This is a genomic window from Niveispirillum sp. BGYR6 (assembly GCF_027568365.1).
In the GTDB taxonomy this organism is placed as follows: domain Bacteria; phylum Pseudomonadota; class Alphaproteobacteria; order Azospirillales; family Azospirillaceae; genus Niveispirillum.
Map to the genome: position 1 here is coordinate 369732 of NZ_JANLNL010000001.1, position 15717 is coordinate 385448.

Below are 15717 nucleotides of genomic sequence, written 5' to 3' on the forward strand. Positions count from 1 at the left end.
TCAGTCGGATTACACAACTATTCACGATCAGCTTTTACACCTGATGCAGATAAAGCTGGTAATCCAGCTCCGTCACCGCCGCCATCACCCGCCCCAGCTCCGCCCGTTTGATGGCGCAGAAAGAACGGTGGAGCGCGGGGCCAAGCGCTGATTTCAGGAAATCCGATGTTTCGGCCTGGATCAGCGCGCTGTGCCAGTCGCGCGGCATGGTGGCGTCGAACAGGCCCTGGCGGTTATATCCTTCGCGCTCGGCGGGCGAGCCCGGATCAATCTGCTGGTCGATGCCGTGGCGGATGCCGGCCAGCACCGTGGCCGCCACCAGATAGGGATTGGCATCCACCCCGGCCGGGCGATGTTCCACCCGCCGTGCCGCCACATCGCCCGCCGGCACCCGCAGCGCCACCGACCGGTCGTTGCAGCCCCAACTGGGTGAAACCGGGGCATAGAGATTGGCGACATAGCGCCGCCAGCTATTGGCATGGGGGGCGAACACCAGCATCCCATCGCCCATGGTGGCGGCCAGTCCGCCAATGGCATGGCGCAGCAACGGGCAGGGGGGCTGTTCCCCCGCCGGTTCGGCGAACAGGTTCTTGCTGGCCCCGTCGGCCAGCGACACATGCAGATGCATCCCCGAACCCGCCATCCCCTGGAACGGCTTGGCCATGAAACAGGCCACCATGCCATGCCGCCGGGCCAATGCCCGTACCAGCCGTTTCAACATCACCAGATCGTCAGCGGCGCGCAGCAGATCGGTTTGGTAATGCAGCGTCAGCTCATATTGCCCTGGCGCATATTCGGCGATCAGCGTTTCCAGCGGCAGGCCCTGGGCCTCTGCCGCCGCATAGACCTGGGCGAAGAAGGGCTGCATCCCATCCAGATCATCCAGCCCGTAAACCTGGGTCTGGCCATGGCGTCGGCCGTCCAGCGCCATGGCGGCGGGACGCGGGCGGCCATCGGCACCGGGATTGGCATCCAGCAGATAGAATTCCAGCTCAAACGCGCCGGCCGGGTGCCGTCCCTCCGCCGCCATGGCGGTGATTTGCCGTGCCAGGGCGTGGCGGGGATCGGCGGCAAAGGGCCTGCCATCCAGCTCATGCAGGCTCACCAGCACCTGGGCGCGCGGCGGGCTGGTGAAGGGCAGGGGCACCAGCGTGCCCGGCACCGGCCAGGCCCTCAGATCGGCATCGCCCATGGCCCAGACCAGCCCGGTTTCCTCCACATCCTCCCCGGTTACATCCAGCCCCAGGATGGAGGAGGGCAGATGCCGCCCCTGGCGGTAGAGCCCTTCCAATTCGTGCCGGCGGATGATCTTGCCCCGGCCGATGCCGTTGGGATCGACCAGCACGATGTCAATGGCCTCGATCTCCGGATGGTTGGCCAGGAAATGCCGTGCCTCATCCCACGGGGCGGCGGTGGCGGGGATCATGCCCGTTCCCCTTTTGCGGTCAGAAGGCGGGTAACGTCGCTGAAGGCGCTGATCAGCCGCGCCACCTGGCCCGCCTCCGTCACTGGGGAGAGCAGCATCATGTTATGGAAGGGTGCGATCAGACAGCCCCGGTTCAGCAGGGCCAGATGGATGGCCTGTTCCAGCGGGCCGGCATGGGCGGCCTCTGCCTCTGTGCCATTGCGCAAGGGGCCGGGGGCGCAGATGAACTCCACCCGGGCCCCGACCCGCACCACATGCCAAGGCAGACCAGCGGCATCGATGGCCCCCGTCAGTCCCTGTGCCAGTTGTTCGGCCAGCGACTCCATATGGGCATAGGCGTCAGGCGTCATCACCTGTTCCAGGCAGGCCCGCATGGCCGCCAGCGACAGGGCATTGGCGGAAAGCGTGGTGCCCATGCCGGAATGGCCGGGGGGCAGTGCCGCCCGCGCCCGGTCCAGACCGGCTGCCACCGGATCGGTAAAGCCCCAGACCGCCGCTGGCACCCCGCCGGCCACCGGTTTGCCCAGCACGAAGATGTCGGGCTCCAGCCCGTACCGCCCGCAATACCCGGCAGGGCCGGTGGAGATGGTGTGCGTTTCATCGATCAGCAGCAGGGTACCCGTCTGCCGGGTCAGTCGGCGTAACGCTCGATGGAAATCCGGGTCCGGCAGCACCATACAGCAATTGGTCAGTACCGGTTCGGTGATGACACAGGCGATATCGCGGTCGGCCAAGGCGGCTTCCAGCGCCGGCAGATCGTTGAATTCCACCACCTTCGTCTGGGCCGTCAGGTCGGTTACCTGCCCCAGCAGGCCCGGCCGGTTGACAGGTGTGCCATCCACCAGTCGGACGAAGGTTTCATCGACAGTGCCGTGGTAACAGCCGTTGAAGACCAGGATCTTCGGCCGCCCGGTGGCGGCCCTGGCCACCCGCAGGGCAAAGCGGTTGGCGTCGGTGGCGCTGCCCGCCACCTGCCAGTGGGGCAGGCCGAAGCGCTGTTGCAGCAGCCGGCCCACGGCGGCTGCATCCTGCGTCGGCAGCATATAGGTCAGGCCAAGGCTGGCCTGCCGGGCGATGGCCGCCGCCACGGCGGGCGGGGAATGGCCGAACATGGAACCGGTATCGCCAAGGCAGAAATCGGCCAGGATATGGCCGTCAATATCGGTCAGGCTGGCGCCATTGGCGCTTTCCACCAGCAGGGGGAAGGGCATCGGCCAATCCCGCATCCAGTGCATGGGCACGCCGTGATAGAAGCCTTGCAGCCCCTGGCCCGCCTCTGCCGCCGAACGCGGATGTGCATCAATGAAAACGGCGCGCTCCGCAGCCATCAGGGCCGCGATGCGCGCCGTATCAATCCCACCCAATTCCACTGCCATTTGGCATTGTCTCCCGGACCGCTCCGCCCGGAAGTGTGGCTGGGTGGCTGTTGCGCCGTCAAGCCTTAGCCTGACGGCGTAAGGTGTTAATCACCCAGCCAGATACCCACGACGCGGTGCAACTTCTCCGCATCATCCATGGCCAGTTCCACCCGCTTGCGTGACAGGGTCAACCCATAAAGTCCCCCATCGTCATCCTGGCGCAGATAGAAGGCCAACGGCGACCAGGATACCCGGTTCACCACCAGATCGCCCACCTTGGCCGTCGCTTCCGGATTGACCAGCAAAACCGCACCAGGCGCAAAGGCCGGGGCATTGTTCAGATCGGCCACCGTCACCGCATAGGCACCGGCGGCGCTGCGCAGCGCCGCCGGGCGTGCGGTCTTGCTGCGGGCGGTCGCGTTGCTACCTTCGCGGGCAAGGTCACGCCCGTCATAAAGCGGCAGTTCCGTTTCCGCCTTGCTGTCGCCCAACATGCTGCGCAGCGGGCTGGAGGGGGAAAGCATGTCGCTAGGCCCCACCCCGAAAATCTTCGCCAACCGGATCACATGATCGGGCCGGAAAGGCCGAACCCCATTCTCCAGCTTTGAAATCTCACTTTTCGACAGCCCGGCAGAATTGGCGAGTGTCGCCAGACTCATCCCCCGTGATGTCCGCATGGTGCGGAGATGCACCCCATCATGATGTTGCACTTGCTGCGTCTCCCCTGCGTGCCTCTGCTGGAAACATACATCAATGGTGGTGGGCGGGAAGGGCTGGGGCATAGTCCAAAGGGTTAGGTCGCTTTTGAGTGAAATTTAATATGTGTTCCTCACCGAACCTCTTCAATCTGTGCAGCAGATGACAGGCGGGGCGTCCCGTCATTATTCATCCGGCGTTGCCAAGACATTTCGATCCCTCCATTTTGCTGGAAGGCTGGGCGCATATTGGCATTTTCGCACATCTGCCTGGGTTTGCTCTCGCCTTGCCGTGCGCCGCGTCCCGTGCCACCTTTCCCTTAATGAAGCGAGGGAGGAAGCCCGTGGTCGAGAAGCTGTATCACTTTGTCGGTGGCGCGCGCGTGGAGGGAAAATCCGGCCGTTTCGCGCCGATCTTCACGCCCATGACGGGGGAAATCTCCGCCGAGGTGCCGTTGGCCAGTGCTTTGGAACTGGCTGAAGCCGTGGCCAATGCCAAGGCGGCCCAGCCGGCCTGGGCCGCCACCAACCCGCAAAAGCGCGCCCGCGTGTTGATGAAGTTCCTGGAACTGCTGAACCGGGATTTCGACAAGCTAGCCCTGAAGCTGGCCCTGGAACATGGCAAGACCATCCCCGACGCCAAGGGCGATATCCAGCGCGGGCTGGAGGTGGTGGAATTCGCCATTGGTATTCCACACCTGTTGAAGGGGGAGTTCACGGAAGGGGCGGGCCCCGGCATCGACATGTATTCGATGCGCCAGCCGCTGGGCGTGGTGGCCGGCATCACGCCGTTCAATTTCCCCGCCATGATCCCGATGTGGAAATTTGCCCCCGCTATCGCCTGTGGCAATGCCTTCATCCTGAAGCCATCGGAACGCGACCCGTCCGTGCCGCTGCTGTTGGCGGAACTGATGGCGGAGGCCGGGCTGCCCAAGGGCATCTTGAATGTGGTGAATGGCGACAAGGAAGTGGTCGACGCCATCCTTGACCACCCGGATATCAAGGCAGTGGGCTTCGTCGGCTCCACCCCCATTGGTGAATATATCTATGCCCGCGGCACGGCCAACGGCAAGCGGGTGCAGGCCTTCGGTGGCGCCAAGAACCATGCGCTGATCATGCCCGATGCCGATATGGATCAGGTGGTCGATGCGCTGATCGGGGCCGGCTATGGTTCTGCTGGCGAACGCTGCATGGCCATTTCCGTGGCCGTGCCGGTGGGCCAGAAGACGGCGGATATTCTGGTCGACCGGCTGGCCAGCCGGGTGCGCACGCTGCGCGTTGGCCCCTCCACCGATCCGACGGCGGATTTCGGCCCCGTCGTCACCCACCAGCATCTGGACAAGATCAAGGCCTATGTCGATATCGGCATCAAGGAAGGGGCCGAACTGGTGGTGGATGGCCGCGAACTGACCCTGCAGGGCTATGAAAATGGCTTCTACATGGGCGGCGTGCTGTTCGACCGGGTAACGCCGGACATGCGGATTTATAAGGAAGAAATCTTCGGTCCCGTGCTGTCCGTGGTGCGTGCCGACGATTACGAGGCGGCCTTGGCCCTGCCGAACGATCATGAATATGGCAATGGCGTCGCCATTTTTACCCGTGACGGCGATACGGCCCGTGATTTCGCCGCCCGGGTGGATGTTGGCATGGTCGGCATCAATGTGCCGATCCCGGTGCCGCTGGCCTATTACACGTTCGGCGGCTGGAAGCGCTCCAGCTTCGGCGACCTGAACCAGCATGGCCCGGATAGCGTGCGTTTCTATACCAAGACCAAGACGGTAACGTCGCGCTGGCCATCGGGCATCCGCGACGGGGCCAGCTTCGTCATCCCCACCATGGGGTAAGGGGCGGCCACCGCCCCAGTTTTTCTCAGAAAACGCGGCCTTATCACGCTCTCCCAGGGCGGGCCGCACACTGGGGCGGTGCTTGCGATTTGGCCTGATCAGGGCTGAAGGCGGCACCGCCCGTTTTCTTATGCCAAGGATCGACCGAGATGGATTTCGATCTGACCGAGGACCAGCGCGCCATCCAGGATCTGGCGCGCGGATTCGCCGCCGACCATATGGCCCCGTTTGCCGCCGACTGGGACGAGAACCAGATTTTCCCGGTGGAGACGCTACGCAAGGCGGCGGAACTGGGCTTTGCCGGGCTTTATTGCCGTGACCAGTTTGGCGGCACCGGCCTGGGCCGCCTGGATGCAGCGATCCTGTTTGAGGAACTGTCCGCCGCCTGTCCTTCCACCGCCGCCTATCTATCCATCCACAATATGGCGGCCTGGATGATCGACACGTTCGGCAATGAGGAACAGCGGGCGAAATGGCTGCCCGACCTGTTCAGCATGGCCCATTTCGCCAGCTATTGCCTCACCGAACCGGGGGCGGGGTCGGATGCGGCGTCCTTGCGGACAAAGGCCGAACGCGATGGCGATCATTATGTGCTGAACGGGTCCAAGGCCTTCATTTCCGGCGGTGGCACGTCCGACATCTATGTGGTGATGGTGCGCACCGGCGGGCCGGGGCCGAAGGGGATTTCGTGTCTGGTGGTGGAAAAGGGCACGCCCGGCCTGTCCTTCGGCAAGAAGGAACGCAAGATGGGCTGGAACAGCCAGCCCACCGCCCCGGTGACGTTTGAGGATTGCCGCGTACCCGTGGCCAACCGGCTGGGGGCCGAAGGCGATGGCTTCAAGATCGCCATGAAGGGGCTGGATGGCGGGCGGCTCAACATCGCCTCCTGCTCCCTGGGCGGCGCGCGGGCCTGCCTGGAGGCAGCAAAGGCGCATATGGACGTGCGCCAGCAGTTTGGCAAAAAGCTGAACGAGTTCCAGGCCTTGCAGTTCAAGTTGGCCGATATGGCCACCGAACTGGATGCAGCCCGGCTGATGGTGCATCGTGGTGCCGTGGCGCTGGATGCGGGCCATGCGGAGGCGACGACCTGGTGCGCCATGGCCAAGCGATTTGCCACCGATGCCGGTTTCCAGATCGCCAATGATGCACTGCAGCTTCATGGCGGCTATGGTTACATCCGGGAATATCCGGTGGAACGCATCCTGCGCGATCTGCGTGTCCACCAGATCCTGGAAGGTACCAACGAGATCATGCGGGTGATCATCGCACGCCGGCTGTTGCAGCCCTGATCACCCGCCTAAAAATGGGGAAATGACCGTGAGCTACGAGAATATCCTGGTTGAAACCAAGGGTGCCGTCGGCATCGTCACGCTGAACCGTCCCAAGGCGCTGAACGCACTCTGCGATGCGCTGGTGACGGAGATGGAACAGGCGCTGAACGGTCTGGAGTCGGACCCCGCCATCGGCGTGATCGTCGTCACCGGGTCGGAAAAGGCGTTCGCCGCCGGGGCCGACATCAAGGAGATGGCCGGCTTCAGCCATATGGACGCCTATCTGAACGATTTTATCACCAAGAAATGGGGCCGGTTGGCCACCTGCCGCAAGCCCACCATCGCCGCCGTGGCCGGCTATGCCCTGGGCGGCGGTTGTGAATTGGCGATGATGGCGGATTTCATCATTGCGGCAGACAATGCCAAGTTCGGCCAGCCGGAAATCACCATCGGTACCATCCCCGGTGCCGGTGGCACCCAGCGCCTGACCCGCGCCATCGGCAAGGCCAAGGCCATGGAAATGTGCCTGACCGGCCGGATGATGGATGCGGCGGAGGCGGAGCGGTCCGGCCTTGTCGCCCGCGTGGTGCCGCTGGCCGACCTGATGGCGGAGGTGCTGAAGGTGGCGGAAAAGATCGCCGCCATGTCCCGTCCGGTGGCCATGATGGCGAAGGAGAGTGTGAACCGCGCCTTTGAAAGCAGCCTGGCCGAAGGGCTGTTGTTCGAACGCCGGGTGTTCCACAGCACCTTCGGCCTGGAAGACCAGAAGGAAGGCATGGCCGCCTTTGCGGAAAAACGCCCACCGGCTTTCAAGGGCCGTTGATGAAAAGGGGCCGGCCGATGGGTCGGCCCCTTTTTGCATCTGCGAAAGTTTCTTGCGTGCGATGCGGTAAAAAACTAATTTATCGACATGGATAAAACACGAAATCCGGGAGGAATGGCGATGGGTGCGTTGAATGAAGTGGTGATCGTTTCCGGCACCCGAACCGCCATTGGCGGTTTCGGTGGCAGCCTGAAGGATATTGCGCCGGCTGAACTGGGCAGCCTGGTGATTGCCGAGGCGGTGCGCCGCGCCGGGCTGACCCCGGCGGATGTGCAGCATGTGGTGATGGGGCAGGTGATCCCGTCCGGCCCGCAGGATGCCTATATGGCGCGCGTGGCGGCGGTGAATGCCGGCATCCCAACCGCAGCCCCGGCGCTGACGCTGAACCGGCTCTGCGGTTCCGGCGTGCAGGCCATCATCTCCGTTGCCCAGATGATCCGGTTGGGGGAATGTGAGATCGCTGTGGCCGGCGGGGCGGAAAGCATGAGCCGGTCGCCCCATGTCATCCCCTCTGTGCGCTGGGGCCAGCGCATGGGCGATGCGGCCGTTGTCGATGCCATGGTGGCGGTGCTGACCGACCCGTTCCACAAGATCCATATGGGCGTCACGGCGGAAAATGTGGCCGAGCGCCACGAGATCGACCGTGCCGCCCAGGATGCGCTGGCGCTGGAAAGCCACAGCCGTGCCGCCCGCGCCATTGCCGAAGGTCGCTTCAAGGACCAAATCCTGCCGGTGGAGGTGAAGGCACGCGGGGCTACCCGCCTGTTCGACACCGATGAACATGTGCGGCCCGATGCCAAACCCGATGATTTCGCCAAGCTGAAACCCGCCTTCAAGAAGGATAGCACGGTGACAGCGGGCAATGCGTCGGGCGTGAATGACGGGGCAGCGGCGGTGACGCTGATGTCCGCCGATGCCGCTGCCGCGCGTGGCATCAAGCCCATGGCCCGCATCCTGGGCTGGGGTCATGCCGGGGTGGAGCCGGAGGTGATGGGGCTGGGCCCCGTCCATGCCGTGCCCATCGCCCTGCAGCGCGCCGGCCTGTCGCTGGCGGATATCGATGTGATTGAAAGCAATGAGGCGTTCGCCGCCCAAGCCTGTGCGGTCTCTAAGCTGCTGGGCTTCGACCCGGCCAAGGTGAACCCCAATGGCAGCGGCGTTTCGCTGGGCCATCCGGTGGGGGCGACAGGCACCATCATCACCGTGAAGGCCATCTATGAACTGGCCCGCACCGGCGGCCGCTATGGCTTGATCACCATGTGCATCGGCGGCGGCCAGGGCATTGCCATGGTGGTGGAACGGGTCTGATCCGCCCAGCTTCTCGATAACCCTATGCAAGGGGCGGCCCCGGAACCATCCGGGTGCCGCCCTTTCTTTTTGTCCATGGTGCGGTTGGTTATGTCATCATGACTGGAATTTTCTGATTCTGTCAAAAACGCCGTTGCAATCGTTTGTAATGTGGGAGTATGGTTATATTTAAGAACAAAACAAATAATTCGGGAGGTACAGGTGGCCAGGGTCTCCAGAACCAGACTGTTGGCAGGATGCGCTGCATCGCTGTCGCTTTCCACGGCAATTGTCGGTTGGGCGGCACCGGTCGGCGCGGCTGAGCCTGCCTTTGCGGGGCGCTGTGCGGCCGTTGCCACCCTGATGCAGGGGCAATGGCCTGATGCATCCACCCAGGTGCAGGCCGCCCGCTATCTGCCGGACGGCGCGACCGTGCCGCCGGAGCCGTTGGAACGGCCCGCTGGTCCGCCGCCGGCCCTGAAGTCGCATTGCGTTATCGATGCGACCATGGCACCGCGCACGGGCATTGACGGTCAGCATTACGCAATCCGCTTCCGCTTGCGCCTGCCGGAAAACTGGAATGGCCGCTTCCTGTTCCAGGGCGGCGGCGGCACCAATGGCAATATCGGCAATGCGCTGGGGCTGGTTCCCGGTGCCGGCCTGACGGAACCGGCGATCAACCAGGGCTATGCCGTGGTCAGCCAGGATTCCGGCCATGACAATGCCAGTAACAGCGACCCCGCCCGTGGCGGCCCTGTCGCCTTCGGCTGGGACCCCGAAGCGCGGCGAAACTACGCCTATGCCTCCCTGCAAACGGTTGCGGGCAGTGCCAAGGCGCTGATCAGCCGCTTTTATGGTCGCATGGCCGACCATTCCTATTTCGCCGGTTGTTCCAAGGGTGGGCAGGAAGGGCTGATGGCCGCCCACCGCTTCCCCGATCTGTTTGACGGCATTGTTGCCGGTGCCCCCGGCATGTCGCTGCCGCGTGCCGCCCTGGCGCAGAATTGGGATGTGCAGGTCTTTGGCGCCCTGCTGCCGCCGGATGAAAAGGGCAAGCGGTCGGTTTCTGCCCTGTCGCGGCTGTTCAGTGCCGATGATTTTGTGCTGATCCGCCGGGCGGTGCTGGATGCCTGCGATGGCGATGATGGGCTTGCCGATGGCATTATCAGCCGTTATGGCCAATGCGGCGGCGCCAAATTGCAAAAGGCGCTGGAAAGCGTGCAATGCGCTACCGGCGCCAAGGATGGCTGTGTTGATCCCGGCAAGCTGGCCGCGCTGAAAAAATCGCTGGCCGGGCCGAAAGGGAAGGGCGGTGCCGCCCTTTATACGGAATGGCCTTGGGATGCCGGGATCGGATCGCCGGATTGGGCGGTGTGGAAACTGGGCCTTGCCCAGCCGCCGGTCCCGCCGCTGAATGTGGTGATCGGCGGTGCCGCCTTGCATGGGCTGTTTTCGCCCGCTCCCCGGTCCTTGGGCATGGACCCGCAGCAGATATTTGAACAGCAACTGACCTTTGATTTTCAAAAGGATGGCGACCTGATCCACCGGGTGGCGGCACCCTTCAAGATATCCGCCTGGGAGGAAATGTCGGCACGGTCCCCCGATATCGATGCTTTCCGCGCCCGTGGCGGCAAGCTGATCGTGCCGCATGGTGTCTCCGATCCGGTCTTCTCCATCAATGATACGCTCAATTGGTATCGGGAGATGGATGAACGCTATGGCGGGCAGGTGGCCGGCTTTGTTCGGGTCTTCCCGGTGCCCGGCATGGGCCATTGCGGCGATGGCCCCGCGACAGACCGTTTTGCCGCCTTCCAGGCCATGGTCGATTGGGTGGAACGGGGCCAGGCCCCCGAAAGCCTGACCGCCACAGCCGGGCCGCAAAGCCCCTGGCCCGGCCGGACGCGGCCGCTCTGTCCCTATCCAACCTATGCCCGCTATGACGGCACGGGAAACAAGGAAGCCGCTGAAAGCTTCCAATGCGTGGGAGGAAAGAAGTCGTGAAGAATTGCTTGTTCAAGCGGCTATTATCCGTTTCGGCCCTGGCCCTGATCTGTGTGCCGGCCGCCCTGGCGGCACCGGATGGGCGCTGGGTGCAAAGCTGGGCCTCCAGCCCCTCCTTAAATCTGGAGAAGCTGCCCTTCGATTTCTGGCGTCCGCCGGCGGAAGTGCAGGGCACGCTGCGCTACAAGATGCGCATCACCGCTGCGGGGGATGAGGTTCGCGTCCGCCTGTCTGCCGAAACCCTGCCCACGGATGTGCTTGTATCGGCGGTGACCATTGCCCTGGCGGATGCGGCCGGCAATCTGGACAGCAAGAGCGTGGCCCCGCTGCGCTTTTCCGGTGACAGCTCGGCCCGCATTGCCGCCGGCGCCCCGCTGGTGAGCGATCCGCTGCCCCTGCAGGTGGCAGCCGGTGCCATCGTTTATGTGACCCTGCATCTGCCGGCCGCGGTGACCATTCCCCAGGCCGACCCGCTGCATGTGGTGGAGGTGGCGGCCGGTGCCGATCAGACGCGGGCGGCCAAACTGACCGGCGCGCGGGTTGAAACCGGGCGGGAGATTGTTTCTGCCATCCTGGTACGCGCCACCAAGACGGCGCGCACCATCGTCACCTTCGGTGATTCCATCACCGATGGCACCGGGGCCAAGGATGCAATGATGCGCGGCTGGCCCGACCAGCTGGCGGCCCTGCTGCGTCAGAAGGGGCAGAATGATGTCGCCATCGCCAATGCCGGCATCGCCGGTAACCGCGTCCTGCGGGACGAAATGGGGCCGGCGGCGCTGGCCCGTTTCGACCGCGATGCCCTGTCGGTGCCCGGCGTCACCGATATCGTGCTGTTGGAAGGCATCAATGATCTGGGCTTGAGCGGGCTGGAAAATCCGCGTGGTCCGGGCCATCACCCGGTTGTCACAGCGGCGGACCTGATTGCCGGTTATCGCCAGCTGATCGCCAGGGCCAAGGCGCGGGGGGTGAAAATCCACGGTGCCACCCTGACCCCCTTCCTGGGCTCCCCTTTCCCTGGCTATGCGACGCCCGAAAAGGAAGTGGTGCGGCAGGAGTTGAACCGCTGGATTCGCACCAGCGGGGAATTTGACAGCGTCATCGATTTTGATGCTGCCGTGCGTGACAGCGCCGATCCGCAGCGGATCAAGCCGGCCTATGACAGTGGCGACAAGCTGCACCCGTCGGATGCCGGTTACCGCGCCATGGCGGAGACAGCACTGGGTGTTCTGCTGAAGTAAAGCGAGCCGGACCCCGGAAGGACAGAGACAACCCGCGCCCCTGGGCGCGGGGACGGGGACTTGCTGCCTGCTTTCCGGCGATGCCGGGCCAAAGACCATAACCAACAAACATTGAGGGGAAGGAAAATGACACGTCCATGGAAGGCTATGCGTACCGCCTTGTTGCTGTCGGCCAGCACCATGCTTGTTTCGGCGGCGGCCCTGGCGGCTGAAACCGACGCATCGGACGATGTGCTGGCGGAAATCGTGGTGACGGCACAGAAGGTGAAGGAGACGCTGGGCAAGGCGCCCATCGCCGTTTCCGTGCTGAACCCGGATATTCTGGACCGCCAGAATATCACCGTGGCGGAAGATCTGGTCACCACGGTGCCGAACCTGCAGTTCAGCCAGAACGGCTTTGCCATGCGCGGCATCGGCAGCAATAATGGCTTCAGCGGCTATTCCACCGTGGCGACGCAGGTGGATGGCATCTATGCCCCCTTTGCCACCACGCTGACGCTGGGCATGTTTGATATCGGCGCCATTGAGGTGCTGCGCGGGCCGCAGGGCACCGTGCATGGCCGTAACGCCACGGCGGGCGTGGTGAATATCAATACGGCCGATCCGGGCAACGATTACGCCGTCAGCGGCGATGTGCAATATGGATCGCATCAGGATGTGCAGGTCCGCCTGCATACGGACCTGCCGGTGGCCGATAATTTTGCCCTACGTGTCTCTGCCTTTCGGCATGTCAATGACGGGCTGTCGCCGCGATATTCGGCCCAGGACCGGTTCGACAAGACGGACCAGACCGGGGTGCGCCTGACCAGCCGTTGGAATATTGCCGATAATCTGACCTGGCGCCTGTCGCTGAATTATGGCCAGGACGAAGGCACGACCCCGCTGGTTTACCTGGCCAACTATAATTATTACCCCAATGCTGATCTGAAGACGGGCCGCTTCGGCCCGGCAGAGATCATCAACACCCATGAACCCAATCCCGGCATCCAGAAGGTGCGCGACAATGGCAAGGATGTGCAGGAATACACCGCCCGTTCCCGCCTGACCTGGGAGATTTCCGACGCGGTGACAGCAACCTATCTGGCCGGTTATTCCGTGTTGAAAAATGATGGCGTGCTGGCCAGCACCGGCGTCTTCTCGCAAGAATATCTGGACCAGCGCCAAAAGGCCAGTTCCCACGAACTGGATATCAATTACGAGGCGGAGCGGATTTCACTGGTCGGCGGCGGCTATTATTATTGGGACGACACGCCATCCGGCAAGCGCCTGTTGCACGCCGGCAATACGGCACCGGCCCCGTTCGCCAGCGTGTTCAATGCCTTCGGCCCCATCTCGGCCGGTACCGGCAAGCAGATCTCCACCATCGCTGCGGTGGATGTGGTGAACAGCTATACGGATTGGGGCAGTGAATCCGCAGCCGTGTTTGCCCAGGGCACCTTCCGCGTGACGGACCGGTTCCGTCTGCTGGCCGGTCTGCGCTCCACCTGGGACACGGTGCATGGTGGCCAGCAGGAACTGGTCTGCTTCGGCGGCACCGTCACCCGGCAGAATATCAACAGCACCACTTGTCCGGCCGGCGGCCTGGGCCTGACGGACGACCGGGCGCGCGCGTCGGAGAAATTCAGCAAGGTCAGTTGGAAGGCGGGTTTGGACTATGATTTCACCGATGAAATCATGGGCTATGCCACGGTCAGCACCGGCTATCGTGCCGGTGGATTGCAATCCAGCACCAACCCGGCCCCTTATAGAAGCTATCGGCCGGAAACGGTGACGAACTATGAAGCCGGGTTGCGCGGTAACCTGCTGGATCGCAAGCTGTTCCTGTCGGCGACCCTGTTCAACATGGATTACCAGGATCTGCAGGTATCCAGTGTGATCAGCACCGCCACCGGGCCGGTGGCGGTCACCACCAATGCCGCCAAGGCGCGGATCCGGGGTGTGGAACTGGAAAGCCTGTTCCGCCCCACGCGCAACGACCGCATCTCGGCCTATCTCTCCTATCTGGATGGGAAATATAAGCGTTTCCCCAATGCATCGGACAATCTGCACAGCGCCGATGTGATGTATAATATCTTCGCCCCCATCATGGGCTATGCGCCCATTCCCGGTGCGGTGGCGGATTTCTCCGGCAACCAGCTGGCCAATGCCCCGCGCTGGAGCGCGCGGCTGGGCTATGAGCATATTTTTGACCTGCCGGGCGGCAGCACGCTTAGCCCTGCAATCGATTTCTATGTGCAGTCAAAGACGTTCAGCGACAGTGCCAATTATGTGCAGGGTCGCAATGGCGGTTATAGCAAGACGGACCTGAACCTGCGCTGGGACAGCGCCGATCAGCGCTATTTCGCCAATGCCTTCGTCAATAATGTGGAAGACAAGCGCGTGGCCAATCAGACCACCGTGGTCTGGAGTTCCACGACAGCCACCTATAACCCCGGCCGCACGGTTGGCCTGCGGGTGGGGGCGAGCTTCTAGGATGCCTTTGGCTTAACCTTCCTCCCACGGCCCCGCTATCCTGTGCAACAGGGTGCGGGGCCGCTTTTTTTGTCACCAGGCGGCTTGGTAGATGGCCAGGGCATCGGCTTCCAGAATGGGGCGCGGGTTGTTGACCAGCAGGCGCTGTTGCAGCATCGCGTCCTTCGCCATCTGCGGCAGGTCGGCTTCCATCACGCCCACGGCGCGCATCTGCTGCGGCAGGCCGCTTTCCCGCGACAGGGTGACCATGGCGGCCACCAGCCCTTCCGCCTGGGTCGCAGGGGAGAGACCTGCCAGCGAAGGATCGACCAACGGTGCCAGCTCGGCATAAAGCGGGGCTGCCGCCGGCATGTTGAAGGCCATCACATGCGGCAGCACCAGCGCGTTGGACAGGCCGTGCGGTACATGGAACAGCCCGCCCAGCGGATAGGCCAGGGCATGGACACCCGCCACCGGCGCATTGGCGAAGGCAACACCGGCCAGATGGGCACCCAGCAGCATGGCGCTGCGCGCTTCCACATCGCCGGGCGTGCGGCAGGCCTTCAGCAGGTTGGCCGACAGCAGGCGCAGCGCTTCGCGTGCCAGCATGTCCGACATCGGGTTTTTCAGCCGGGCGCTGGTATAGGATTCGATGGCGTGAACCATGGCATCAATGCCGGTGGCCGCCGTCACGTGCGGCGGCAGTCCCAGGGTCAGCAGCGGGTCCAGCACGCTGACATCGGGCAGCAGAACCCCGGCGCTGACACCGCGTTTTTCGCCATTGCCGACGGAGATGACGGTGACGGGCGTGGCCTCCGACCCCGTACCGGCCGTGGTGGGGACCAGCAACAGGGGCAGGCGCTTGCCCTTGGCCTGTTCCACACCCCAGATCGTTTCCAGATCATCGCCGGAGGCCAGCAGATAGGCCGCCAGCTTGGCCACATCCATCGGGCTGCCGCCGCCCACGCCCAGCACGGAAACAGCACCCGCCGACCTGCCAGCGGCCACCGTGGCCAATACGGTCTCGCGCGAGGGGTCGGGTTCCACCGCATCGAAAATGCTGACCGGGATGCCGGCCTTTTCCAATGCCTCCAGCACCGGGGCCAGCAGGCCCAGGCTGCGCACGCCCTTGTCCGTCACCAGCAGGCAGGGGCCGGCTGGCAGATGGTCTGCCACCTGTCCGGCCGTGCCGGGACCGCTCAACACGCGGGGACCATAGCGGAAGCGGAAGGACGGGGCGGACATGGGCGGGCTCCCTGATGGCGGTTTGCGGGCGGTGGTTGCCTTATCGGATGCAGCGGTAATGCCGGGGCCACAGGC

The 15717-nt window shown here is 63.8% G+C and carries 11 protein-coding genes; 7 read left to right on the top strand and 4 right to left on the bottom strand.

Annotation, left to right across the window (positions count from 1 at the left end):
• Positions 1–34: 34 nt before the first annotated feature.
• The 3 genes from PCJ49_RS01545 to PCJ49_RS01555 form a co-directional block, all read right to left on the bottom strand.
• The gene (locus PCJ49_RS01545; protein ID WP_269909391.1) at positions 35–1426 is read right to left on the bottom strand and encodes a glutamine synthetase family protein; all 1392 of its coding nucleotides are present in this window, start codon (positions 1424–1426) and stop codon (positions 35–37) included.
• Positions 1423–2802, bottom strand: coding sequence for an aspartate aminotransferase family protein (locus PCJ49_RS01550; RefSeq protein ID WP_269909392.1), 1380 nt, complete (start codon positions 2800–2802; stop codon positions 1423–1425). Before PCJ49_RS01550 ends, PCJ49_RS01545 begins: the two co-directional genes overlap by 4 nt.
• An 86-nt stretch (positions 2803–2888) precedes the next feature.
• The gene (locus PCJ49_RS01555) at positions 2889–3566 is read right to left on the bottom strand and encodes a helix-turn-helix transcriptional regulator (RefSeq protein ID WP_269909393.1); all 678 of its coding nucleotides are present in this window, start codon (positions 3564–3566) and stop codon (positions 2889–2891) included.
• A gap of 257 nt (positions 3567–3823) precedes the next feature.
• On the opposite strand from PCJ49_RS01555, the gene PCJ49_RS01560 reads away from it, so the two are divergent.
• From PCJ49_RS01560 to PCJ49_RS01590, 7 genes are all read left to right on the top strand, one after another.
• Positions 3824–5323, top strand: coding sequence for a CoA-acylating methylmalonate-semialdehyde dehydrogenase (locus PCJ49_RS01560; protein WP_269909394.1), 1500 nt, complete (start codon positions 3824–3826; stop codon positions 5321–5323).
• A gap of 149 nt (positions 5324–5472) precedes the next feature.
• The gene (locus PCJ49_RS01565) at positions 5473–6612 is read left to right on the top strand and encodes an isobutyryl-CoA dehydrogenase (protein ID WP_269909395.1); all 1140 of its coding nucleotides are present in this window, start codon (positions 5473–5475) and stop codon (positions 6610–6612) included.
• Positions 6613–6640: 28 nt separating this feature from the next.
• Positions 6641–7417, top strand: coding sequence for an enoyl-CoA hydratase (locus PCJ49_RS01570; protein ID WP_269909396.1), 777 nt, complete (start codon positions 6641–6643; stop codon positions 7415–7417).
• A 120-nt stretch (positions 7418–7537) separates the two neighbouring features.
• Positions 7538–8725, top strand: coding sequence for a beta-ketothiolase BktB (gene bktB, locus PCJ49_RS01575; protein ID WP_269909397.1), 1188 nt, complete (start codon positions 7538–7540; stop codon positions 8723–8725).
• A 228-nt stretch (positions 8726–8953) separates the two neighbouring features.
• The gene (locus tag PCJ49_RS01580) at positions 8954–10705 is read left to right on the top strand and encodes a tannase/feruloyl esterase family alpha/beta hydrolase (RefSeq protein WP_269909398.1); all 1752 of its coding nucleotides are present in this window, start codon (positions 8954–8956) and stop codon (positions 10703–10705) included.
• The gene (locus tag PCJ49_RS01585; protein WP_269909399.1) at positions 10702–11946 is read left to right on the top strand and encodes an SGNH/GDSL hydrolase family protein; all 1245 of its coding nucleotides are present in this window, start codon (positions 10702–10704) and stop codon (positions 11944–11946) included. The genes PCJ49_RS01580 and PCJ49_RS01585 overlap by 4 nt, the downstream gene beginning before the upstream one ends.
• A 126-nt stretch (positions 11947–12072) precedes the next feature.
• The gene (locus PCJ49_RS01590; protein WP_269909400.1) at positions 12073–14418 is read left to right on the top strand and encodes a TonB-dependent receptor; all 2346 of its coding nucleotides are present in this window, start codon (positions 12073–12075) and stop codon (positions 14416–14418) included.
• A gap of 72 nt (positions 14419–14490) precedes the next feature.
• On the opposite strand, the gene PCJ49_RS01595 is transcribed toward PCJ49_RS01590, so the two are convergent.
• Positions 14491–15642 (bottom strand): iron-containing alcohol dehydrogenase, encoded by a 1152-nt coding sequence (locus PCJ49_RS01595; RefSeq protein ID WP_269909401.1) that lies wholly within the window; start codon positions 15640–15642, stop codon positions 14491–14493.
• Positions 15643–15717: the final 75 nt, after the last annotated feature.